Consider the following 23,349-nt stretch of genomic DNA (forward strand, 5'->3'; position numbering starts at 1 on the left):
CTTTTCTCCCCTCGTCGATGTACTCATTGCCAGATCAGCAGAGCCGGTCCAGGGTTTCCTGGAGTGCGGAGGCCATTTGGCCGTCCCACAACCTGAGTTTGTCCTCCGACGCAGGGTCCTCGAGGGATGTGGGAATCGGAGGAGGGACCAGCGTCATGGTGGCTTGCTGCTGCCCGTCGGTGCTGCTGATTGCGGTTGTGCGGTAAGACGGAAAGGCGCCATGCCCGCCGTACCGGTGATCTTCCGTGCAGCCCTGGTGCCATTTCCAGAGCCCCAGGCCGTAGTAGGGGAAGCTGCCGGTCGTGGTCATTTCCTTGACCGCGGTGTCCGACACCATGTCGCCCCGGAAGAGCGCTTCGAAGAAGTCGTTGACGTCGTGCATGGTGGAGATGGCGCCGAACGCCGGTGAGCCGAGGTCGGCCGGCGGCTGCGTGACGTCGAGGCGTTCACCGCGCAAAGTGATGTAGCCATGGATCATGTCGGGTTCCCCGCGCACGGCCTGGTCGATGGACGTGTCCTCTAGGCCAAGCCGGTTGATCACGTCGTCGCGGAGCACCTGCGCAAAGGGCTTCCCCCGGAGCTTCTCCATCAGCTGCCCCAGCGCGAGGTAGTTCGAGTCGGAGTAGCGGAACGAACCCACGTCTTTCGCTTCCCAGGGCAGTGTCGCTGTGAGCTCCAGCCCTCGTTGTGTGCTCATGTCTTCGCTGAAAGCCCGGGCTACGTCGTCGATGCTCTTCTCGCTCGCCTCCTGAAACGATGGCATGCCGGAGGTGTGGGCGAGCAGTTGCCGGACGGTGATGGGGCCGGGAGGTCGGAGGACCGTCGCGAAACTGTCCAACAGGCCGTTGACCGGGTCGTCGAGCCCGATGAGGCCGTCGTCAACAAGTCTCAGCACGGCGACGGCGGTCATGGACTTGGTAACGCTGGCCACCGAGACGCGGTCGCCCGTCGTCGCGGGCTGCCCGGCTTCCAGATCCCGGACGCCGTAGGCCCTGGACCACGTGCCACCCGGCCATCTCACCTCGGCAACGACGGCGACGGCGCCCTGATTCATGAATGAGCGCATCGTGAAGTCGAGCGACTCGGTGGGTGCGGGCGTTGCACCAAATGAAGGAGGCGGGGCCGGGATTTCTCCCGTGCACGCGCTGAGAGTCAGCATCAGGGCCGCGGCTGCGCCCGCCAGGACACTGGTTGTGGATCGCATGACACCGCCGTGTGCCGGTGCGGACAAGGAGCGGGCCGCAGCCGCGCCGTCCCCGGCCAGAGTCCGTCCGGCGCCGTAGTCCCAGCCCTTTCAGTCTAGGTGTGGCGGCCGCGCGGGTCGAGTGTTTGGACGGGCCGCCCCTGCCGGCCATGTCCCGCAGAGGCCAGCTAAAGACCGTCATCGAGGAAAACGGCCGCCGCGGGCTCTGAGACATCCGGCCATCCGTCATTGAGCACTGGATCCGGGACCGGTCCTCATGGCCTGCCCTTGCCATCCGCCGGTCGCATCTTTAGGTGAAAAGCATCATCTTGACGCGGAGAACCGAAGCGGAGGAGTGTCGTTACAGGGCCTCCGGCAGCCCCCGGCCCGGCATAACCTTGGCGCCCCAGGTCCGCACCCTTGAACACCGACTCGAGGAGAGCACCATGAGCCCAAACTTCAACGAGCTGCTGACCCGCCAGGTCGGCAATGAGTTCGCAGCGTCGCAGCAGTACATCGCCATCGCCGCCTGGTTCGACGGGCAGGACCTTCCCCAGCTCGCCAAGCACTTCTACCGCCAGTCGCTGGAGGAACGGAACCACGCCATGATGATGGTCCGGTACAGCCTGGACCGCGGCATTAAGATCACCATCCCCGGCATCGATCCGGTCCGGAACGACTTCTCTTCGGCGGAGGAACCCCTGGTCCTTGCCCTCGCCCAGGAGGTTGAGGTCACGGACCGCATCAAGGAACTGTTCGCCGCGGCCCGGGCGGAGAACGACCCCCTGGGAGAACAGTTCATGCTCTGGTTCCTCAAGGAGCAGGTCGAGGAGGTGGCATCAATGTCGACGCTGCTCAACGTCGCCCGCCGGGCGGACAACCTGTTCGACGTCGAGACCTTCCTGGCCCGGGAGCGCGTGGGCGACGCCGGCCGGGCTGGGGGAGCGGGGCGCGGGGGTCACCACGGTCACGGAGGCGCCCATGGCGGCCCTCCGGAGGACACCGGCACGCCGGAGGTGGCCGGCGGTTCGCTCTAGGGCCGCCGCTGCTCCCGCGTGAGGACTTCCTGCTCTGGCGCGGGCGGGCGGTGGAGACGAGAATGGGCTGGTGCTCCCTCCTCGCCCCGGCGGGGACGGCGAAGTGATGAACGCCGCCGCCCGAAAGATCCAGCGCATCTACCTGACATTGACGCTGGGCAATACCCTTGCGGCCTCGTTCATCTGGGGGATCAACACGCTGTTCCTGCTCGACGCCGGGCTCAGCAATCTTGAGGCTTTTGCCGCGAATGCCTTCTTCACGGCCGGTATGGTCCTGTTCGAGGTGCCCACCGGAGTGGTTGCCGACGGGTGGGGCCGCCGCGTTTCGTTCCTGCTCGGCACCGCAACACTGGCCGCAGCGACCTACCTCTACTACCTGCTGTGGCAGCTCTCCGCGCCCTTCTGGGCGTGGGCGGTGGTGTCGGTCTTGCTGGGGCTGGGATTCACGTTCTTCTCGGGGGCGGTGGAGGCGTGGCTGGTCGACGCATTGCGCTTTTCGGGGTACGAGGGCGGGCTGGAGACGGTGCTCGGCCGGGGTCTGATGGTCTCCGGTGTGGCGATGCTCGCCGGCTCGGTGGCCGGCGGTGTGATCGCGCAGGCCACCAACCTCGGCGTGCCGTTCCTGCTGCGGGTTGGGGTGCTGCTGGTCATGTTCGCCGTCGCCTTCTGGCTGATGCGCGACGTCGGATTCACCCCCGAGCGCTCAACTCATCCCCTTCAGGCAACCCGTGCCGTACTCAATGCCTCGATCGAGAACGGATTGAAGCACCCGCCAGTGCGGTATGTGATGCTGGCGGCGCCGTTCAGTTCCGGCGTCGGGATCTATGTCTTCTACGCCCTCCAGCCCTACTTGCTGGAACTCTATGGCGACCCCCGGGCCTACTCCGTGGCGGGCCTGGCGGCGGCCCTGGTGGCCGGCGCCCAGGTGCTTGGCGGCTGGCTGGCACCCCGCCTGCGGAGCCTCGTCCGCAAGCGCACCACCGTGTTGATCCTGAGCAGCGCGGTGAGCGCACTGCTGCTCGTGGTGCTGGGGTTCACACGGGAATTTTGGGTGGCGCTGGCGCTGCTGGCGCTCTGGGCACTGGTCGCCTCGGCGGGCACACCAGTGCGGCAGGCTTACCTGAACGACATGATCCCCTCGAAGCAGCGGGCAACAGTGCTCAGCTTCGACTCGCTCATGGGATCAAGCGGCGGAGTGGTGGTACAGCCGGTGCTCGGCCGGGCGGCCGACGTGTACGGGTACCCCGCCTCAGTGGCGATTGGCGGCATCATCGAGCTGATCGCGGTGCCCTTCCTGCTGGCGAGCCGGCGGCAGCACCCCCGGGCGGACCTGGCCAGCGCCTCGACGGCGGCGGATTCCGCGCAGTCTTGACTCTCCCGGCCCCGAGCCTACGATTTAGTGTGGATGGAAGCTGGGTGGCATCCAGGAACCTGATCAATGCTGATCCATAGGGAGAAACAGTCATGTTGAAGGATCTCGAAATCACCGCAGTCCTCCCCGCCAAGGACATCGCCCGGGCGAAGGCTTTCTACCGTGACGTCCTGGGCCTGGAGCCCGCCGACGACTCCATGGATGAGGAGAATCTCATCTACCGCTGCGGGAAGGGAACTTCCTTCCTGCTCTACGCGACCGACAATGCGGGCACCGCAAAAAACACCCAGTTGGGCTGGGGAACCGCCGACATCGACGCCGAGGTGGCGGACCTGCGCGGCCGCGGCGTTGTGTTCGAGGAGTACGACTTCCCGGGCCTGAAGACTGAGAACGGGATAGCGACCACCCCGGTGGGCAAAGCCGCCTGGTTCCTTGACACCGAGGGCAACATCCTCAATATCTTCCAGCGCTAGCAGCCCTGGTACCTACCCGGCCCCGGGGTCAGCCTACCCCGGGTTGCGCTCCTGACTGCCGCGACCGCGCCGCTGCCCTCACCGCCCTCATCGCCGAGCTCGAGGCGGGGGACAAGGGCCCGGAACCTCCCAGAAGTGAGGCGGTCCGCCGCCCAGTAGTTCCCGGTCGCCAGAGGGCCACGACGGCCGGCGGCAGCAGGAGAATGCTCTCTCCGGGCCAAGGCCCTTTAGGGATTCCGGGTGTCATTTGGTAGCGGCCAGGAGCAGAATGGTAGTCAGGGGAATCTCATCCAACGTTTATCCGCCGGGACCGAGGACGGCACGCTATGAATACTGGGAAAGTAAGGACTTCGCTCTTTTTGGCAGCGCTCTTGACCGGGCTGGCCGGTTGCGCCTCCGGCGGGTCGCCTGCCCCGACGTCGACGTCGGCAGGCACCGCCTCCGCCTCCGCCTCCGCAAGTATGCCGATGGAATCGTCCTCCACGATGCCCTCGACGACCCAGGGGATGCCAGGTTCCGCAGCGGCAGCCATCACCATCAAGGACTTTGCCTTTGGGAATCCGCTCACGGTGTCCCCCGGCGCTACGGTGACGGTGACTAACCAGGACACTGCGGAACATACCGTGACCGCGGACCAGGGCCAGGCGTTTGACGTGGAGGTCAAAGGCGGGGGCACTGCCACCTTTACGGCCCCCTCCCAGCCCGGGACCTATGAATTCCATTGCACTTACCACCCGAACATGCACGGGACGCTGACGGTCAAGTGAGCGTCCGAAGCCATTCGGGCGCTGTCGCGGGTGTGCGAAGAAGCGATATGGCCCTGCGGGTATGCACCTCCCTCGCCCTTTTCATTGATGCCGGCGTCCATATCCATCTCGCCCCCGGCTATCAGGCCGGGAATCCTGCCGGAATTGGCCAGGGGAACCTGTTCCTGATCGAGGCAGCCGCAGCGGTCCTGGCAGCCCTCTACGTGCTTCTGCGTGGAAGCCGGACCGCTTACGGCGCCGCGCTGATCGTTTCCCTGAGCGCTTTTGCTGCCGTTGTTGTTTACCGTTATGTGAACATCCCGGCATTCGGCCCGTTCCCAGCCATGTACGAACCGGTCTGGTTCTTCGAGAAGTCTCTTAGCGCAGTCGCCGAGGCCGCCGGCGCCATCCTCGCCGGCATCGGCTTCGTCAGGGCCGGAAGGGCCCGGCAACGGACGTAAGACCCGGCGTCCGCCCTGACCTCTCGGACACCCTGAAAGACCGACAAGGGATGGCACACGCCTGCCGGTGTCCGTCGTCGCCAGGGCGGGTCAGCCCGTGGTCTCGGACTCGGCCTCAAGTTCGGCGTCGAGTTCCGCCTCGATCACTGCTACTGCGAAGCCCAGTGCCTGTGTGAGGTTGCCGGCCGCCGCCACGACCCTGGGTGTGCCGACGACGGGAGCCACCGCGATGAGGATGCCCTGGACGTCCTCCAGGGTGATGCCGACGTCGCTCGCGGTGCCGGCGTTGAGCAGGTAGGAGGCGGGCGGGGCGTCGACTGCCACGAGCGCCGCGATCCGGGCCAGCATGATCTCGCGGTCCTCGAGGTTGCAGCGGTCGAGTGATACGGCGGTGATCTCGGCGAGGGCGTCGAGGACGGGGGTTTCTTCTTCGGCCATGATTATGTCTCCATCTGGTCGCGGCGGGTGTGGGCAAAGTGGCGCGAGGAACGATCATCGCCGCCACCGGTTGCAACGTAGCGCGCCCGGGCGGCAGGCGGCATCATCCGGAGCGGATGAGCCGATCATCCATTGAGTGGCCCAACACGGCGGAGTAGTGTTGCCCCACCGCCAACAACCCGCACCACGCTGACTCGGGAGCGACCATGCCATCCATGAAACGCCAACTGGCTGCCCTCATGGCAGTTCTTGCCATGAGCATGACGGGCGGCGCCGTCGCCAGCCCGGCCGTCGCCAGTCCCGCCGTCGCAGATTCGCAGAAGACTGACAAGGCCCCGACCGCCACCGGCTACGGCGGCGCGGTGAGCACTGTGGACCCGGAGGCATCGGCAGCGGCGATCAGGATCCTCCGCGACGGAGGCAACGCGGCGGATGCCGCCGTCGCCGCCGCCGCGACGCTGGGGGTGACAGAGCCGTACAGCGCCGGGATCGGCGGAGGTGGCTACTTTGTCTTCTACAACGCAAGAAACGGCAAGGTCGGCACCATCGACGGCCGGGAAACCGCCCCCAAAGCCATGCCGAAGGACGCCTTCATTGACCCCGGCACGGGCAAGCCCTACCCCTTCACGCCCGAGCTCGTCACGAGCGGAGTCTCGGTGGGCGTCCCGGGCACGCCGGCCACGTGGGCCCGCGCCCTCGACCGATGGGGGACCCTGGACCTCCGGGACGCCCTCGAACCCGCCATTGACGTCGCGACCCGCGGCTTCGTGGTGGACGAAACCTTCCGTCAGCAGACCCTCGACAACAAGCTTCGCTTCGAGGCCTTCACGTCGACGAGCAGCCTGTTCCTCCCGGGCGGCGACGCGCCCGCCGTCGGCAGTGTCTTCCGGAACTCCGATCTTGCCGAAACCTACTGGCTGCTCGCAGAGGAGGGCACACGGGGCTTCTACCGCGGCCCGCTCGCGGAGGAGATCGTGGCCGCTGTCCAGGCTCCGCCCAAGTCAACCACCACGACGCTGCCTGTTCCGCCCGGCCATATGACGACGAAGGACCTCGCCGCCTACAGCGCCCTGGACCAGGCACCCACGCATGTTGAGTACCGCGGACTGGACGTGTACGGGATGGCACCGTCGAGCAGCGGCGGCACCACCGTCGGCGAGTCGCTGAAAATACTGGACACGGTCAACCTGTCCGAGATGTCCACGCCGGGCGCCCTGCACCACTATCTGGAGGCGAGCGCCCTCGCCTTCGCGGACCGCGCCAAGTACGTGGGCGACCCGGCGTTCGTCGATGTCCCCACCGGGGAACTCACGGATCCGCTGTTCGGGAAGGAACGCGCGTGTGCGATCGATCCCGCGAAGGCGGCCACGAAGCCGGTGGCTCCGGGAGATGTGTCCACGTACGACGGCGCGTGCCCGGCAAAGCCGGCCGCGCTCGCCGATGAGAAGGACACGGAGAATATTTCGACCACCAACCTGACGGTGGCGGACCGGTGGGGGAACGTGGTGGAATACACGCTCACGATCGAGCAGACCGGCGGATCCGGCATTGTGGTGCCCGGCCGCGGGTTCCTGCTCAACAACGAACTGACCGACTTCTCCACCGTGTACGACCCGGCCGACCCGAACCGGATCGAGCCGGGGAAGCGCCCCCGGTCTTCGATGTCGCCCACCATCATCCTGAAGGACGGCGATCCGTACCTCGCGCTCGGCTCACCCGGCGGCTCGACGATCATCACCACCGTCCTGCAGACAATCCTGAACAGGGTGGACCTGGGGATGAGCATCCCTGACGCCATCGCCGCACCGCGTGCATCCCAACGGAACACCGCGAAGGTAACGGCCGAGCCGGAGTTCATCGCGGCCTATGGGAAGAAGCTTGCACGGTACGGTCATGAGCTCACTCCGTCGGGTGACGCGTTTACCTCGGCGGCAGAGATCGGCGCGGCGACGGCAATCGAGTTCCTGCCCGGCGGGCGCATGATCGCCGCGGCTGAACCTGTGCGGCGCGGAGGCGGCTCGGCAATGGTAGTTCAACCGTCGCGGTGAGCCCTGTGCGGCCACTGCAAATCACTCCGGCCCGTCTCCTTACCTAGAGGGCCCTTTCAGGCCTACAGTTGGGCTTCCAGCACTGTCGACAGGAGTGGCCACATGATTACCCTGCAGATCGAACACCAGGTCCGGGACTTCGACATGTGGAGGAGGGCCTTCGACAGCGACCCACTGAACCGCGCCGGCTCGGGGGTGCGGTCGTACCGGATCTCGCGCCCCCTGGACCAGGAGGATTACGTGATGCTGGAGATGGATTTCGACACGCAGGCGGCCGCCGTGGACTTCCTGGGCCGGCTGCAGAACGACACCTGGAAAACCGGGGTGACGGCGCCGGCGCTGGTCGGCGAGCCGTCAACCAGGATCATCGAGACGGTCGCCGTCGAGCAGGTGCCCGCACCCTGAACCCGGCGAAGGCGCCGGGGGATAGTCTGGTGGTATGACTGCCGCGGCTCCCTCCACCGTCACTCTGAACGGACTATTTGCCCGGGACCTCGCCGAAATGGCCATTCCCTGGCAGGCGGAGCAGGTTCCGGACCCGCGGCTTTTGGTGCTCAATGAGCCGCTGGCCGCCGAGCTGGGCCTTGATCCCGCTTATCTGCAGGGTGCGGACGGCTTGCTTCTGCTGACGGGGAACCTTGTCCCCGGCGGTGCCACCCCCGTGGCACAGGCCTATGCCGGGCACCAGTTCGGCTGGTTGGCCCCCCGCCTCGGTGACGGGCGTGCGCTTCTCCTCGGTGAAATCACCGACGAGGAGGGCCATCTCCGCGATATCCACCTCAAAGGCTCGGGGCGAACGCCCTTCGCCCGCGGCGGTGACGGCCTTGCCGCCGTCGGCCCGATGCTCCGCGAGTTCATCGTGAGCGAAGCGATGCACGCCATGGGCATCCCCACCACCCGGTCCCTTGCCGTCGTGGCAACCGGGCGTCCCGTGCTCCGCGAGACCATGCTGCCCGGAGCGGTGCTTACACGCGTCGCCAGCAGCCATCTGCGCGTCGGCAGCTTCCAGTACGCCCGCGCCACGGACGACACCGGCCTCCTGCGCCGCCTTGCCGATCATGCGATCGACCGTCACTTCCCCGCCGCGGCGGAGGCCGGAAACCCTTACGTCGCGCTGCTCCAGGCGGTGATAGGTGCCCAGGCCTCGCTGGTGGCCCGGTGGATGCTGGTGGGCTTCGTCCACGGGGTCATGAACACCGACAACATGACGATTTCCGGCGAAACCATCGACTACGGACCCTGCGCCTTCCTGGACGCCTTCGACCCGGCCGCGGTCTACAGCTCGATAGACGAGACCGGGCGCTACGCCTACCGCAACCAGCCGCTGGTGGCGGAATGGAACCTCACCCGCCTTGCCGAGGCGCTCCTGCCCCTCTTCCACGAGGAGCAGGAGCAGGCGGTCGCCCTGGCGCAGGACTCGCTCGCGACGTTCCGCCGGCAGTACAGCGCGGCCTGGTCGGCCGGGCTGCAGGCCAAAATCGGCCTGCCCGGCGACGTCGACGACGGCGTCGCCTCGGCCCTCGTGGACGAGCTGCTCAGCCTTCTGCAGGCGGGCCAAGCGGACCACACAACGTTCTTCCGGAGCCTGGCCGAGGCGGCCCGCGGCCGCTCCGCCCGCGTGCGGAGCCTGTTTACCGACCCGGCCGCTTTCGACGCTTGGGCCGTGCGCTGGAGCGCCCTGGGTCCCGACGCCGACGCCATGGACCGGGTCAACCCCGCCTACATCCCGCGGAACCACCTCGTCGAGGAGGCCCTCGATGCCGCTACGGCGGGCGACCTGGATCCGTTCATGCGTCTCCTCGAGGCCGTGACCAACCCCTACGACGAGCGGCCGGAGCTGGAGCGCTACGCCGCTGCCGCGCCGAAGGATTTCGGCCCTTACCGGACGTTCTGCGGAACCTAGAAGCCTGCCGGCGTCAGGCTTCATCCCATGCATGCCGAGGCGCCGGACGAGGTGCAGGCCTGCCGCGCTGTCGGAAGGGTATAGGGTCGGGCGGTATGGCGCTGCGACTTGTTCAGGTGAATTTCAAGGCTCGGGATGACTCCACGCTCGGCCGGTTTTGGGCGGAGGCGCTCGGCTGGGGTGTCTCCAGCGAGGGACCCGGTGTGACCAATGTTGAACCCGTGGGCTTCGTGTGGCCGGACCCCGTCGCCGTCTGCGTCGATGTCGTCACTGTCCCGGACCCAGAGACTGTGAGGTACCGCGCGCACCTCGACCTCGCCACCACCTCTGCAGCCCATCAGGCGGAGCTGGTCGCGCACCTGCTAAAGCTCGGTGCGACACCCGCAGGCACGGGCCAGAGGGATACACCATGGACGGTACTGGCCGACCCGGAGGGGAACCTGTTCCGCGTGCTGGAGCCCCGCTCAATCTACCGGGACACCGGACCGATCGCCGCGGTAGTGGTCCACTGTGCGGATCCGCGGGCCATGGCCCGGTTCTGGGGCGAGGCGATGGACTGGACCCTGCACGAGGTGACCGACGACCATTCGAGGCTGGGGTCGGCCAAGGGCGTGGGGCCCTATCTCGAGTTCATTCGCACGCCGGCTGCGAAGTCCGTGTGGGGCCGCGTCCACCTCGACCTGATGCCCTACCCTGGCGACTACCAGGCGGCAGAGGTGGCCCGGCTGCGCGCACTGGGTGCCACTGATGCCGACGTCGGCCAGGGCGATGTGCCATGGGTCTGCCTCGCGGACCCAGAAGACAACGAGTTCTGCGTCCTGGCCCCGCGCTGACGCAGAGTCCCGACCCTAGACGCGCCTCCGGGCGGTAAGGCCCCGGGGTCCAGCCCCGCGCCGTCAGCTCAGCGTGGACGCCCGGACCACCAGTTCGGGCGGAAAAACGACCTGGCGTGGGACGAAACCTGCTTCCGGGCCGGCCTCCCGGAGCAGCAGCTCCAGGGCTGTCGAACCAATCAGGGCACTGGGCTGCCGGATCGATGACAGCGGGACCACAGCGGCCGCGGCAAACTCGATATCGTCGTAGCCGATCAGCGCAATTTCCTGCGGTACCTGCACACCGCCCATCAGCATCAGGCCCTGCAGGACACCCACGGCGAGCAGATCGTTGGCCGCGAAGATCGCATCGGGCCGTTCTCCAGCCGGCCGCCGACGGATGGCTTCACCGGCGGCACGGCCGGACAGCACTGTCAGCGACTCCGTTTCGATTACTTCCAGGCTGGCATCGGGTGCCGCCTGCATGGCCTTCCGGGCCCCGGACAGCCGGTCGGCCACCTGGCGGATACTCTCCGGGCCGCCCACGAATGCGATCCGACGCCGGCCCACGGACAGCAGATGCTCGACGGCCATCTCTCCGCCGGCCAGGTCGTCCACGGCGACGGAGGAGAAACTTGCGTTGTCCGCCTGCCGGTCCACCAGAACGGTGGGGATGCCCCGCCGGCGCAGCTGTTCGAGCCGGGGGATCACGTTGCCCACGGGGGAGATCAGCACGCCGCGGACGCGCTGCTGTTCAAAGAGGTCAAGGTAGGCCGCCTCCCGCCCCGCGTCGTCACTGCTGTTCCCCACCAGCACGGTGAAATGCTCGGCGGCGGCCCGGTCCTCCGCTCCTCTGGCCAGTTCCGTGAAGAAGGGGTTTGCGGCATCCAGCACCACCAGGCCGACGCTGTGGCTCATGCCGGCGCGGAGCTGGCGGGCGGCGTCGTTGCGCACGAAGCCAAGCTTGTCGATTGCTGCCTGCACCCGTGTTGTGACTTCCGTGGACACCTTTTCCGGGCGGTTCAGCACATTGGAGACCGTCCCGACGGAGACGCCGGCCAGTGCCGCGACGTCCTTGACGCTGGCTGAATTCATTCCTGAGCTCCTGAATGCGCACGTCGCTGCCGGGGGAGGGCGAGCGGGACGTACCTGTTGGTGCCCTCAGGATACCCGTCCGGGGCCTGTTTTGAACCCTTTCAATGAAACGAATCAAAAAGTCCTCCCGTGAGATTCTGACATCTCTTGACGGGCGGGCCGCGGTGCTCCTATGATTCAAATCACAGCAGCTCTGAAACGATTCATTATGAAGTTCACTCAGCCCCAAAGGTGCGGTTATTAGATGCAGCAGACAGACAGTTCCCGGTCCGGTCCCACGGAGGACGGAACGGGGCCAGTACTTTCCCTTTCCCACGCGGCCAAAACCTTCGGCCCGGTGGTCGCCCTGGCCGACGGCACCGTTGAAATCCGGGCGGGCGAAATTCACGCACTGGTCGGCGAAAACGGCGCCGGCAAGTCCACCCTGGTCAAGATCCTCGCCGGCTTGCACCACCCGGATTCGGGCGACTTCAGAATCAGCGGCGAGAGCGTCCAGTTCCGCAACGTCGGCGACAGCAAGGCCGCCGGAATCTCCGTCATCTACCAGGAGCCAACGCTCTTTCCGGACCTCAGCGTCGCAGAGAACATCTTCGTCGGCCGCCAGCCCAAGGGCCGGTTCGGCCTGATCAGCAAGGCAACCATGGTCAGGGAGGCGGCCAAGCTCTTCGAGCGGCTCGGCGTCCCCATCGATCCGACGCGGATTGCCGAGGGCCTCTCCATCGCGGACCAGCAGATCATTGAAATCGCCAAGGCCATCTCGCTCGACGCCAAAGTGCTCGTCATGGATGAGCCGACTGCTGCCCTGAGCGGTGTTGAAGTCGAGCGCCTCTTCGCCGTCGCCCGCAGCCTCCGGGACAAGGGAACCGGCATCCTCTTCATCTCGCACCGCTTCGACGAGGTCTTCGCTCTGTGTAACCGGATCACCGTCATGCGGGACGGCCGGTACATTGCCACCCACGGGACCGCCGACGTCACCGTCGCGGAGATCGTCCGCGAGATGGTGGGCCGTGACATCGAGGCGCTGTTCCCCAAGACGGTTGCCGAAATCGGGGATACCGTCCTGAAAGTCGACGGACTCAGCCGGGCAGGGGTCTTCCGCGACATCAGCTTCGAAGTCCGCGCCGGCGAGATAGTGGCACTGGCAGGCCTCGTGGGCGCCGGCCGCACGGAAGTGGCACGCGCCGTCTTCGGCATCGACCCCTACGACACCGGTGAGATCAGCTTCAAGGGAAGCAGACTCAAACCACGCGATCCGCAGGCGGCCATCACCGCGGGCATGGGGTTCGTCCCCGAGGACCGCCGCAAGCAGGGACTGGTCATGAACCTCTCCGTGGCCCGCAACGTCACACTCACGCTGCGCAACAAGTTGGCGACGGCGGGACTGATCAACGGCGCCGCGGAGCGCCGTGCAGCCCAGGAGTGGAGCAAACGGCTCCAGGTCAAAGCCGGGTCGCAGGAGCACGCGGTCTCCACCCTCTCCGGCGGAAACCAGCAGAAGGTGGTGCTGGCCAAGTGGCTCGCCACCGACCCGCGGCTCCTGATCATCGACGAACCCACCCGAGGCATCGACGTCGGCACCAAAAGCGAGGTCCACCGGCTCATCTCCGACCTTGCAGGGCGGGGGATCGCCATCCTCATGATCTCCTCCGAACTGCCCGAAGTCCTGGGGATGGCGGACCGGGTCCTGGTGATGCGCGAGGGGCGCATCACCGCCGAACTCGACCGCGCCGGCGCGAACCCCGAGTCAGTTATGCACGCCGCCACGTCGTCCGCAGGAGGAACCCCGTGAGCTCAGCTCTGGACCACAAGAAGCCGGCGACGACGGCGCCCGCCGGCAGTGCCCGGGGCGCCGTAGCCTCCGTGCTGCGGCTGCGGGAACTGCCCGTCATCATCGCACTGGCGCTGCTGGTGCTCGTCACCTACCTGATCAACCCACTGTTCCTCACGCCCCAGGGCGTCAAGGACCTCCTGCTGAACGCCACCATCGTAATGATCCTGGCCGCCGGGCAGACCCTGCTGATCATCACCCGGAACATCGACCTGTCCGTCGGCTCCATGCTGGGGCTGGTCGCCTTCGGCACCGGCTCCATCTTCGCCGCGATGCCCGATATTCCGATTTTCGCGGTGTTCGTGATCGGCATGGCCTTCGGCGCACTGCTCGGGGCGATCAACGGCCTCCTGGTGACAGCGGCCAAGGTGCCTGCCCTCGTCATCACGCTCGGCACGCTCTACGTGTTCCGCGGCCTGAACAACGCGTGGGCCGGCGGCAAGCAGTACTTTGCCGGTGACCGGCCGGATGCCTTCGGTGCGCTCTCCGTGGACACCGTGCTGGGGTTCCCCATCATCACGCTGGTGGCCATCCTGGTGGTCGCCGCGGTGGCGGTCTACATGGCCGGCACCCGTCCGGGCCGGGACCTGTACGCCATCGGTTCAGATCCGGATGCGGCCACCGCCTTCGGCATCAAGGTGTCAAAGCGGGTTTTCCTCGCCTTTCTGGCCAACGGAGCCCTGGCCGGACTGGCCGGTGTGCTCTACGCCAGCCGCTTCAACTCCGTCGGCGCCACCACCGGCACCGGCATGGAACTGACCGTGGTGGCCGCCGCCGTCGTCGGGGGAGTGGCCATCTTCGGCGGCAGCGGATCGGTCACCGGAGCGGCGCTCGGCGCCCTGCTTCTGACCACGATCACCAGTTCCCTGACCGCCCTGCGGGTCGACAAGTTCTGGCAGCAGGCAATCGTCGGCGTGCTGATTCTCACGGCCATCATCATCGACCGCGTGGCAAGCCTGCGCACAGCCAAGAAACTGCGGATAAGCGAGGCGCGCAATGTCTGAAACCACGTCGAAACCCGGCACGGCTCCGGCCACCGTGGCTGACAACACCAAGCCGCTGGCCTCCGAGCCCAAGGGCAAAACCGGAGCGGCGCGGATCCTCGCCGGCCGGGACGCCATCACCGTCTACGCCCTGATTGCGTTCCTCATCTACGCCGCCGTCACCATCCCGCGTTTCGCCTCACCGGTCACCACCGGATTCCTGCTGCTGGACGTGATTCCGGTGTTGCTGATCGCCATGCCGATGACCCTGATCATTATCACCGGCGAGATCGACCTGTCCGTCGCGAGCATTGCGGGGCTGACCAGCGCCCTGATGGGCGTGCTCTGGGCAGGCGGCATGGACATCTGGCTGGTGCTGACAATCAGCCTGCTGGCCGGCATCGCGGCCGGTATGTTCAACGGCTTCCTGATCGCGGTCCTCGGACTGCCCTCGCTGGCAGTCACGATCGGCACCCTGGCCCTCTTCCGCGGCCTGGCCCTCGTCATCATCGGCGACAACGCAGTGGCCAACTTCCCGAAAGCGCTGACGGCCTTCTTCACCTCCAAGCTTGGCGGCACGGGCATCCCCACCGTCATGATCGGCGTCGTGCTCATCATTGCCTTCTTCGGGGTCCTCCTGCACTTCACGCCCTTCGGCCGCGGGCTGTTCGCCATCGGCTACAGCAAGGAGGCCGCCAGCTTTGTGGGCATCGAGGTGGCCCGCAGCAAGTTCTGGCTCTACGTCGCATCCGGTGCCGTCTCGGCCCTGGCCGGAATCTACTGGACGCTGCGCTACACCAGCGCCCGCAGCGACAACGCGTCCGGCCTGGAGCTGGCCGTCATCGCCGCAGTCCTCCTCGGCGGCGTCTCGATCTTCGGCGGGAAGGGGTCCATCCCGGGCGTCATTGCCGGTGTCCTGCTGATCGGGTCCCTCAACTACGCCCTCCGCCTGGCCCGCGTATCCGACGTCGTCCTCATCACCGTGACGGGGCTTTTGCTGATCGTCTCCGTGGTGGCGCCAAGCGTCGGTTCCGCGATCAAACAATGGCGCCACACCAGGCGCGTCCGCCGAAGTTTCACCGGCAGCACCACCTGAAACCTGCCCACCGCACCAAAGCTGCCGCGTCCAGACCGGACCGGCTGTTCCGACCGCACGAAGGAAAAGGAAGAACAATGATGTTGAACCGCAAGAGCACAGGCCAGACCGGCCGTTTGGCGGGCATGGTGGCCATCGCTGCCGCCGCCGCGCTAGCCCTGACCGCCTGCAACAGCGGCTCGGGATCTGCCGGAGGCAGCAGCCCCGCCGCGGGCGGGGACCTGAAGATCACCTTCATCCCCAAGCAGCTCAACAACCCCTACACCGACGTTGTCCTGGGCGGCGGCAAGAAGGGTGCCACGGAAGCCGGCTTCGCCTCCTCCCAGGTGGTCGGACCGCTCGAGGCGTCCGCCTCCAGCCAGGTGTCCTTCATCAATGCCGAGACGCAGGCCGGAACCAAGGTCATCACGATCGCCGCGAACGACCCCGACGCCGTCTGCACGGCCCTCGGCGAGGCCCGTACCGCCGGCGCCAAAATCGTAGCGTTCGACTCGGACGCCAACCCGGATTGCCGCGACATCTTCATCAGCCAGGTCGTGGCCAAGGAGGTGGCGCTGATCCAGACCAAGCTGATTTCCCAGCAGATCGGCGGCAGCGGCGAAATCGCCATCCTCTCGGCCACGGCCAACGCCACCAACCAGAACGAATGGATCAAGTTCATGGAGGAGGAACTGGCTTCCAATCCCGCCTACAAGGACATCAAACTCGTGGCCAAGGTCTACGGTGACGACAACGACACCAAGTCCTTCCAGGAAGCCCAGGGCCTCATGCAGGCCCATCCGAACCTGAAGGGCATCATCTCGCCGACCACCGTCGGCATCGCGGCCACCGCCCGGTACCTCTCAACCTCCGAGTACAAGGGCAAAGTCGCACTCACCGGATTGGGCCTGCCCAATGAAATGCGCCCCTTCGTCAAGGACGGAACCGTGAAGGAATTTGCCCTCTGGGATCCGGCCCAGCTGGGCTACGTTGCGGCCTTCGCGGGCAAGGCGCTTGCGGACGGCAAGATCACCGGCGCCGAAGGGGACACCTTCACCGCCGGCGAGCTGGGCGAACGGAAGGTCGAAAAGGGCGGCCTCGTGATTGTTGGGCCGCCGACGGTCTTCAATGCCGAGAACATCGACAAGTACAACTTCTGAGCAGTCCGGGCCGCTGCTCCTGAGCTGCCCGCACTGAGTCGAACGCACTGAGTCACCCGCGCTGGGCCGCCGGGCAGGCTGGCAACAGCCTGCCCGGCGCCACCACCGCACTGAGCCCCACGAGTTCCTTTTCCATGCCGGAAGGCCCCACAATGAACCAGAAACAACCGGCTGACCGGCTGCTGAAACCGCACCGCCGCCGGCCCACTCGCATCGGATTGGTCTCCGGCGGCCTCGGCGCCTACTGGCCCCAGTTCCCGGAGCTGCTGCCGCAGCTGCAGGAATCCGTCCGCTACGTCACGGCCCGCTTCGAGGAGCTCGACGCCGACGTCGTTGACACCGGCTTCATCTCCGACGCCCAGGAAGCCGCCGCGGCCGGCGAAAAGCTGCGGGTCGCCGACTGCGACCTCATCGTCATCTTCCTGACCACCTACCTGACCTCGTCGATGGTGCTGCCGATCGCCCAGCGCGCCAAGACCCCGGTCCTCGTGATCGACCTGCAGCCCACCGAGGCCATGGACCACGCCAACTTCGACACCGGCAAATGGCTCGCCTACTGCGGGCAGTGCCCGGTCCCCGAGGTCGCCAACGTCTTCCGCCGGGCCGGAATCGAGTTCCGCTCCGTCTCCGGACACCTCAAGCAGGAATCCGCCTGGGACCGCATCACCGGGTGGGTGCACGCGGCCGGCGTCCGCGCCAGGCTTCGCAACGCCCGGCACGGGCTCATGGGCCACCTGTACCCGGGCATGCTCGACGTCGCCACCGACCTCACCAGCGTCTCCACGACCTTCGGCTCCCACGTGGAAGTCCTGGAATTCGACGACCTCCGGGAGCGCGTGAACGAGGTGTCCTCCTCTGAGGTCGCTGAGCGCCTCGACCTGGCCCGGGTCCTGTTTGTCCTCGACGACTCCGTCAACGACGACGACTTCGCCTGGGGCGCCAAGGTTTCCGTCGGCCTCGACCGGCTCGTGGAGGACTTCGATCTCGACTCCGTGGCCTACTACCACCGCGGCCTCGCCGGCGAACAGCACGAACGGCTCGGCGCAGGGATGATCCTGGGGTCCTCCATCCTCACGGCCCGGGGAATCCCGATGGCGGGCGAGTTCGAACTGCGGACCTCCATCGCCATGCTCGCCGCGCAGGCGATCGGTGCCGGCGGTTCGTTCACCGAAATCCAGGCCCTGAACTTCTTCGACAACGTGGTGGAAATGGGCCACGACGGCCCCGCCCACCTGGCCGTGTCGGCGCAGGAACCCCTGCTGCGCGGGCTCGGCGTCTTCCACGGCAAACGCGGCTGGGGCGTCTCGGTGGAATTCGACGTCCGTTCCGGCCCGGTCACCACGTTCGGTCTCGGCCAGGACCCGGACGGCAGCTACGTCTTTGTGACCTCCGAGGGCGAAGTGGTGCCAGGCCCGCTCCTGGCGATCGGCAACACCACCTCGCGGGTGGATTTCGGCGGTGACCCGGGACTCTGGGTGGACCACTGGAGCCAGACCGGCATCGGCCACCACTGGGCGCTCTGCGTCGGACACCGCGCGGCGGACATCAAGGCGGCCGCCTCGCTGCTCGGCATCGAACACCGGCACGTGGTGCTCTCATGAGCATGCAACGAGTCTGCTTCCAGCTCCAGGTGAAACCCGGACTTATCCCCGAATACACCCGCCGCCACGCCGCCGTGTGGCCGGACATGCTCCAGGCCCTGAAAGCTTCAGGCTGGAACAACTATTCCCTTTTCCTCCGCCCCGACGGGCTGCTGATCGGCTACTTCGAAACCGAGAACCTCGAGGGGGCCCAGGCCCGGATGGCAGCCACGGACGTCAACGCCCGCTGGCAGGCCGAAATGTCCGGCTTCTTCGAAGACCTGCACGGAACCCCGGATGCGGGATTCCTCCAATTGACCGAAGTATTCAACCTCGAGGACCAGCTGGCTGCCGCCACGTCCGCCCTCACCCAGTCCAAGTCCCTAGGAGACTGACGTGTCTATCCCCACCGCCGTTCTGACCACGCTCGAACACCAAAGCATCGAATTGCCCTCCTGGGCCTTCGGCAACTCCGGCACCCGGTTCAAAGTGTTCGCCACCCCGGGAACGCCCCGCACCATCGAGGAAAAGCTTGCCGACGCCGCCCAGGTCAACGCCCTGACGGGGCTGGCCCCTTCGGTGGCCCTGCACATTCCGTGGGACAAGGTAGACGACTACGCGGCACTCGCGAAATACGCGGACGGTCTCGGCGTCAGGCTCGGGACGATCAACAGCAACACCTTCCAGGACGACGACTACAAGTTCGGCAGCCTCACGCACAGCGATCCGGCCGTGCGCCAAAAGGCCGTGGACCACATGTACGAGTGCCTTGAAGTCATGAACATGACCGGCTCGCAGGACCTGAAAATCTGGCTGGCCGACGGGACCAACTACCCGGGGCAGGGCAATATGCGCTCCCGCCAGGACTGGCTGGCCGAATCCCTGCGCAAGGTCTACGACCGGCTCGGCGACGACCAGCGGATGGTGCTGGAGTACAAATTCTTCGAACCGGCTTTCTACCACACCGACGTTCCGGACTGGGGCACCTCTTACGTGCACTGCGCCGCACTGGGCGAGAAGGCCAAGGTCTGCCTCGACACCGGACACCACGCGCCGGGGACCAACATCGAGTTCATCGTCGCGCAGCTCCTGCGCCTCGGGAAGCTCGGGTCCTTCGACTTCAACTCACGCTTCTATGCCGATGATGACCTGATTGTGGGAGCCGCGGACCCGTTCCAGCTGTTCCGGATCATGACGGAAGTGGTCCGCGGCGGCGGTCTAGAACCGGCCGCCGGGGTGGCGTTCATGCTGGACCAGTGCCACAACATCGAGGGCAAGATCCCCGGCCAGATCCGCTCCGTGCTCAATGTCCAGGAGATGACGGCCCGGGCCCTCCTGGTCGACACCGCCGCCCTTGACGCGGCCCAGAACGCGGGGGATGTCCTCGCCGCCAACGCGGTGCTGATGGACGCCTTCTACACCGATGTCCGACCCGGCCTGGCGCAATGGCGCGAAGCACGGGGCCTGCCGGCCGATCCAATGGCGGCCTTCGCCGCCAGCGGATACCAGGAGAAAATCAATGCCGGGCGCCAAGGCGGCCACCAGGCCGGATGGGGAGCCTAAGACCATGACCAATCCAACTGTTGACCAGCTGATTGCCCGCTCCAACCGCCTCGGCGCCGACAAGGGGAACACCAATTTCGCCGGTGGCAACACCTCCGCCAAGGGCACCGGCAAGGACCCGGTGACCGGGGAAGACGTCCAGCTCCTGTGGGTCAAAGGTTCCGGCGGGGACCTCGGCACACTGAAGGCCGATGGCCTGGCCGTGCTGCGACTGGACCGGCTGCAGGCCCTGAAAGACGTGTACCCCGGCGTCGAGCACGAAGACGAGATGGTGGCCGCGTTCGATTACTGCCTGTTCGGCAAGGGCGGCGCAGCCCCCTCCATCGACACCGCGATGCACGGGCTGGTGGACGCAGCCCACGTGGACCACCTCCACCCGGACGCGGGCATCGCAATCGCCACGGCGGCCGACGGCGAAGCCCTCACCAAGCAGATCTTCGGCGAAAAGGTGGCCTGGGTTCCATGGCGCCGCCCCGGTTTCCAGCTGGGCTTGGACATCGCCGCAATCAAGGACGCCAACCCGCAGGCCGTCGGCACCATCCTGGGCGGCCACGGCACCACCGCCTGGGGCGCCACCAGCGAAGAAGCCGAAACGAACTCCCTGTGGATCATCGAACAGGCCGAAAAGTACATCGCCGAACACGGCCGGCCCGAACCTTTCGGACCGAAACTGCCCGGCTACAGCGCCCTGCCGGAGGCGGAACGCCGGGCGAAGGCCGCCGCGCTGGCGCCGGTGATCCGCGGGCTGGCGTCCAGCGACAAGCCTGCTGTCGGGCATTTCAGCGATGACGCCTCGGTGCTGGACTTCCTCGAGGGCGCCGAACATCCGCGCCTGGGCGGGCTGGGCACCTCCTGCCCGGACCACTTCCTGCGCACCAAGGTCAAGCCCCTGGTCCTGGACCTGCCGGGGGACGCGTCCGTCGAGGATTCCATCGCCCGGCTCAAGGAACTCCATGCCGCCTACCGCGAGGACTACCAGGCGTACTACGACCGGCACGCCGACGCAGACTCACCTGCCCTGCGCGGCGCGGACCCCGCCATAGTCCTGATCCCGGGGGTGGGCATGTTCTCCTACGGCAAGGACAAGCAGACCGCCCGGGTCGCCGGCGAGTACTACCTCAACGCGATCAACGTCATGCGCGGAGCCGAAGCCATCTCCAGCTACGCCCCGATCGAGGAATACGAGAAATTCCGGATCGAATACTGGGCCCTGGAGGAAGCCAAGCTCGCCCGGATGCCCAAACCCAAGACCCATGCCACCCGCATCGCCCTGGTGACCGGGGCAGCGTCGGGCATCGGCAAGGCCATCGCCACGCGCCTAGCGGCCGAAGGCGCCTGCGTCGTCATCGTGGACCTGAACCTTGAGAACGCGCAAGCCGTCGCGGCCGAGCTTGGCGGTTCCGACGTCGCCGTCGGGATCCAGGCCGATGTCACGGACGAGGCCCAGGTCGTGGCCGCGGTGAGCGCCGCCGTCCTTGCCTTCGGCGGCCTGGACCTGGTGGTCAACAACGCCGGGCTCTCCATCTCCAAACCCCTGCTGGAAACCACGGAGCAGGACTGGGACCTTCAGCACAACGTCATGGCCAAGGGCTCGTTCCTGGTGTCCAAGGCCGCGGCGAAGGTCCTGATCGACCAGGGCATGGGCGGAGACATCGTCTACATTTCCTCCAAGAACTCCGTGTTCGCCGGTCCGAACAACATCGCCTACTCCGCCACGAAGGCCGACCAGGCCCACCAGGTCCGGCTGCTCGCGGCGGAACTGGGCGAGTACGGCATCCGGGTCAACGGCATCAACCCCGACGGCGTCGTCCGCGGCTCCGGGATCTTCGCCGGCGGCTGGGGCGCCAAACGCGCCGCCGTTTACGGCGTCGAAGAGCAGGACCTGGGGAAGTACTACGCCCAGCGCACCCTGCTCAAACGGGAGGTCCTCCCGGAAAACGTCGCCAACGCCGTCGCCGTCCTCACCGGCAGCGAACTGTCGCACACCACCGGACTGCACATTCCGGTGGACGCCGGCGTCGCCACCGCCTTCCTTCGATGACGGGGCAGGAACCACCTCCAGCCACCGTCCCGGCCGGGGCCGGGACGGTGGCTGGAGGCAGCGTGTTCGCCGCCGTCGATATCGGTGCCTCCTCCGGACGGGTGATTCTGGGCAGGATCTCCCGTGACGCCGGGACCCCGGAGGTGAGCCTGGAAACTGTCCACCGGTTCCCCAACGGAGTGCAGGACTCTGACGGCGGCCTGCGCTGGGACTTCACCGCGCTGTTCGCCGAAGTGCTCACCGGGCTGGGGGCCGCGGCCGCCAGCGCGGCGGCGCACGGGGAAACGATCGCCAGCATCGGAATCGACACCTGGGCCGTGGACTACGGACGGGTGAACGCCGCCGGCGAGCTCGTGGCGCAGCCCTTCAGCTACCGGGACGGCCGGAGCCGCGGTGCGGTGGCGGGAGTCCACGGGCGTCTCGACCCGCAACGCCTGTACGCGACAACCGGGCTGCAGTTCCTGGAATTCAACACCATCTACCAGCTCGCGAGCGAAGCGGACCTAGACGGCGTCCAGACACTGCTCATTCCGGACCTGATCGCCTTCCTCCTGACCGGCCGGCGCCGCACCGAGGCAACGAACGCGTCTACCACGGGTCTGTTCGACGCCGTGGCAGGGGAGTGGGCCACGGAATTCCTGACCGCACTGGGGCTGCCCCTGGATCTGTTCCCGCCGCTGGTCCAGCCCGGGGAAACCGTCGGCACGCTGCTCCCTGCCATTGCCGGGCAGACCGGTCTTGCGGCAGGGACCAGTGTGGTCGCCGTCGGCTCGCACGACACCGCGTCGGCCGTCGCCGCGGTCCCCGCGGAGACCGAGGACTTTGCCTACATCTCGTCCGGCACCTGGTCCCTGGTGGGGGTGGAGCTCCAGCATCCCGTCCTCACGGAGGCCAGCCGCCTGGCGAACTTCACCAACGAACGCGGCGTCGACGGCACCATCCGCTACCTGCGCAACGTCGGCGGGCTCTGGCTGCTCAGCGAATGCCAGCGCACCTGGGCCGCGAACGGCCCCACGTTTTCCCTTGCCGAACTGCTCGACGGAGCCGCGGCGCTGCCGGACGGCGGACCCCTGATCGACGCCGATGACCCGGCCTTCACCGCGCCCGGCAACATGCCCGCAAGGATCCGCGCCGCGGCGGGCTCGTCGGGCGCCATCCTGCCGGACGAGCCCGCGGCGATCGTCCGCTGCATCCTGGACAGCCTCGCCGACGGCTACGCCCGGACCATCAGCGACGCCGAACGCCTCGCCGGCCGGGCCGTCGACGTCGTGCACGTGGTGGGCGGCGGCTCGCAAAACCGGCTCCTATCCCAGCTGACCGCCAACGCCACCGGCAAGCCCGTGATCGCCGGGCCGGTTGAGGCGACCGCCCTCGGGAACGTGCTGGTTCAGGCCCGCGCCGCCGGCGAACTGTCAGGCGGGCTCGCCGAACTGAGGAAGATCGTGGCCGGAGGCACGGCGCTGCAGCGATACGAGCCGGCCGCGGCGACAAACGGGCCGCTACGGTCGACAGACCCGAGTCCCCGGGTGTGACCTGTGGTTTGACCTGGCG

At 67.0% G+C, this 23,349-nt stretch carries 21 protein-coding genes; 18 read left to right on the top strand and 3 right to left on the bottom strand.

Annotated features, from left to right (window positions below; translation table 11 throughout):
* Window positions 1–34 precede the first annotated feature (34 nt).
* Window positions 35–1,204, bottom strand: a complete 1,170-nt coding sequence (locus AB4Y67_RS00575) for a serine hydrolase domain-containing protein (protein WP_441403874.1) — start codon at window positions 1,202–1,204, stop codon at window positions 35–37.
* A gap of 425 nt (window positions 1,205–1,629) precedes the next feature.
* Here AB4Y67_RS00575 and AB4Y67_RS00580 point away from each other — a divergent pair, with 425 nt between their 5' ends.
* The 5 genes from AB4Y67_RS00580 (at window position 1,630) to AB4Y67_RS00600 (ending at window position 5,272) form a co-directional block, all read left to right on the top strand.
* Window positions 1,630–2,220 carry a ferritin gene (locus AB4Y67_RS00580; protein ID WP_441403875.1) on the top strand — a complete coding sequence of 197 codons (591 nt, stop codon included), beginning with the start codon at window positions 1,630–1,632 and terminating at the stop codon, window positions 2,218–2,220.
* A gap of 106 nt (window positions 2,221–2,326) precedes the next feature.
* Window positions 2,327–3,592 carry an MFS transporter gene (locus AB4Y67_RS00585; protein WP_441404310.1) on the top strand — a complete coding sequence of 422 codons (1,266 nt, stop codon included), beginning with the start codon at window positions 2,327–2,329 and terminating at the stop codon, window positions 3,590–3,592.
* A gap of 92 nt (window positions 3,593–3,684) precedes the next feature.
* Window positions 3,685–4,065 carry a VOC family protein gene (locus AB4Y67_RS00590; RefSeq protein WP_441403876.1) on the top strand — a complete coding sequence of 127 codons (381 nt, stop codon included), beginning with the start codon at window positions 3,685–3,687 and terminating at the stop codon, window positions 4,063–4,065.
* Between the two features lie 359 nt (window positions 4,066–4,424).
* Window positions 4,425–4,832, top strand: a complete 408-nt coding sequence (locus AB4Y67_RS00595) for a cupredoxin domain-containing protein (protein ID WP_441403877.1) — start codon at window positions 4,425–4,427, stop codon at window positions 4,830–4,832.
* Between the two features lie 47 nt (window positions 4,833–4,879).
* On the top strand, window positions 4,880–5,272 hold the full coding sequence (locus AB4Y67_RS00600; protein WP_441403878.1) for a hypothetical protein: 393 nt from the start codon (window positions 4,880–4,882) through the stop codon (window positions 5,270–5,272).
* A 90-nt stretch (window positions 5,273–5,362) separates the two neighbouring features.
* On the opposite strand, the gene AB4Y67_RS00605 is transcribed toward AB4Y67_RS00600, so the two are convergent.
* The gene (locus AB4Y67_RS00605) at window positions 5,363–5,710 is read right to left on the bottom strand and encodes a carboxymuconolactone decarboxylase (RefSeq protein ID WP_441403879.1); all 348 of its coding nucleotides are present in this window, start codon (window positions 5,708–5,710) and stop codon (window positions 5,363–5,365) included.
* A gap of 206 nt (window positions 5,711–5,916) precedes the next feature.
* Here AB4Y67_RS00605 and ggt point away from each other — a divergent pair, with 206 nt between their 5' ends.
* From ggt to AB4Y67_RS00625, 4 genes are all read left to right on the top strand, one after another.
* Entirely contained in the window at window positions 5,917–7,758 is a 1,842-nt protein-coding gene (gene ggt / locus AB4Y67_RS00610) for a gamma-glutamyltransferase (protein WP_441403880.1), read from the top strand.
* A gap of 102 nt (window positions 7,759–7,860) precedes the next feature.
* Window positions 7,861–8,163, top strand: a complete 303-nt coding sequence (locus AB4Y67_RS00615) for a hypothetical protein (protein ID WP_441403881.1) — start codon at window positions 7,861–7,863, stop codon at window positions 8,161–8,163.
* Between the two features lie 34 nt (window positions 8,164–8,197).
* Window positions 8,198–9,661 (top strand): protein adenylyltransferase SelO, encoded by a 1,464-nt coding sequence (locus tag AB4Y67_RS00620; protein WP_441403882.1) that lies wholly within the window; start codon window positions 8,198–8,200, stop codon window positions 9,659–9,661.
* Window positions 9,662–9,756: 95 nt separating this feature from the next.
* Complete coding sequence (locus tag AB4Y67_RS00625; protein ID WP_441403883.1) at window positions 9,757–10,494, top strand: VOC family protein; 738 nt, start codon at window positions 9,757–9,759, stop codon at window positions 10,492–10,494.
* A 63-nt stretch (window positions 10,495–10,557) separates the two neighbouring features.
* On the opposite strand, the gene AB4Y67_RS00630 is transcribed toward AB4Y67_RS00625, so the two are convergent.
* A complete protein-coding gene (locus tag AB4Y67_RS00630; RefSeq protein WP_441403884.1) occupies window positions 10,558–11,568 on the bottom strand; it encodes a LacI family DNA-binding transcriptional regulator in 1,011 nt (336 codons plus the stop codon).
* 244 nt (window positions 11,569–11,812) lie between these two features.
* Here AB4Y67_RS00630 and AB4Y67_RS00635 point away from each other — a divergent pair, with 244 nt between their 5' ends.
* The 9 genes from AB4Y67_RS00635 to AB4Y67_RS00675 all read left to right on the top strand — a co-directional run bounded on the left by AB4Y67_RS00635 (window position 11,813) and on the right by AB4Y67_RS00675 (window position 23,330).
* Window positions 11,813–13,357 carry a sugar ABC transporter ATP-binding protein gene (locus AB4Y67_RS00635; RefSeq protein WP_441403885.1) on the top strand — a complete coding sequence of 515 codons (1,545 nt, stop codon included), beginning with the start codon at window positions 11,813–11,815 and terminating at the stop codon, window positions 13,355–13,357.
* Window positions 13,354–14,400: an ABC transporter permease gene (locus AB4Y67_RS00640; RefSeq protein WP_441403886.1), complete on the top strand. Its 1,047-nt coding sequence runs from the start codon at window positions 13,354–13,356 to the stop codon at window positions 14,398–14,400. The genes AB4Y67_RS00635 and AB4Y67_RS00640 overlap by 4 nt, the downstream gene beginning before the upstream one ends.
* Window positions 14,393–15,475 carry an ABC transporter permease gene (locus AB4Y67_RS00645; protein ID WP_441403887.1) on the top strand — a complete coding sequence of 361 codons (1,083 nt, stop codon included), beginning with the start codon at window positions 14,393–14,395 and terminating at the stop codon, window positions 15,473–15,475. Before AB4Y67_RS00640 ends, AB4Y67_RS00645 begins: the two co-directional genes overlap by 8 nt.
* A gap of 77 nt (window positions 15,476–15,552) precedes the next feature.
* On the top strand, window positions 15,553–16,614 hold the full coding sequence (gene rhaS, locus AB4Y67_RS00650; protein ID WP_441403888.1) for a rhamnose ABC transporter substrate-binding protein: 1,062 nt from the start codon (window positions 15,553–15,555) through the stop codon (window positions 16,612–16,614).
* 152 nt (window positions 16,615–16,766) lie between these two features.
* Complete coding sequence (locus AB4Y67_RS00655) at window positions 16,767–18,215, top strand: arabinose isomerase (protein ID WP_441403889.1); 1,449 nt, start codon at window positions 16,767–16,769, stop codon at window positions 18,213–18,215.
* Complete coding sequence (locus tag AB4Y67_RS00660) at window positions 18,212–18,589, top strand: L-rhamnose mutarotase (RefSeq protein WP_441403890.1); 378 nt, start codon at window positions 18,212–18,214, stop codon at window positions 18,587–18,589. Before AB4Y67_RS00655 ends, AB4Y67_RS00660 begins: the two co-directional genes overlap by 4 nt.
* 1 nt (window position 18,590) lies before the next feature.
* Window positions 18,591–19,757, top strand: coding sequence for an L-rhamnose isomerase (gene rhaI, locus AB4Y67_RS00665; protein WP_441403891.1), 1,167 nt, complete (start codon window positions 18,591–18,593; stop codon window positions 19,755–19,757).
* Between the two features lie 4 nt (window positions 19,758–19,761).
* Entirely contained in the window at window positions 19,762–21,798 is a 2,037-nt protein-coding gene (locus AB4Y67_RS00670) for a bifunctional aldolase/short-chain dehydrogenase (protein WP_441403892.1), read from the top strand.
* Window positions 21,795–23,330: a rhamnulokinase gene (locus AB4Y67_RS00675; RefSeq protein WP_441403893.1), complete on the top strand. Its 1,536-nt coding sequence runs from the start codon at window positions 21,795–21,797 to the stop codon at window positions 23,328–23,330. Before AB4Y67_RS00670 ends, AB4Y67_RS00675 begins: the two co-directional genes overlap by 4 nt.
* Window positions 23,331–23,349 lie beyond the last annotated feature (19 nt).

It is taken from the genome of Arthrobacter sp. YAF17 (assembly GCF_052113365.1).
Lineage (GTDB): Bacteria > Actinomycetota > Actinomycetes > Actinomycetales > Micrococcaceae > Arthrobacter.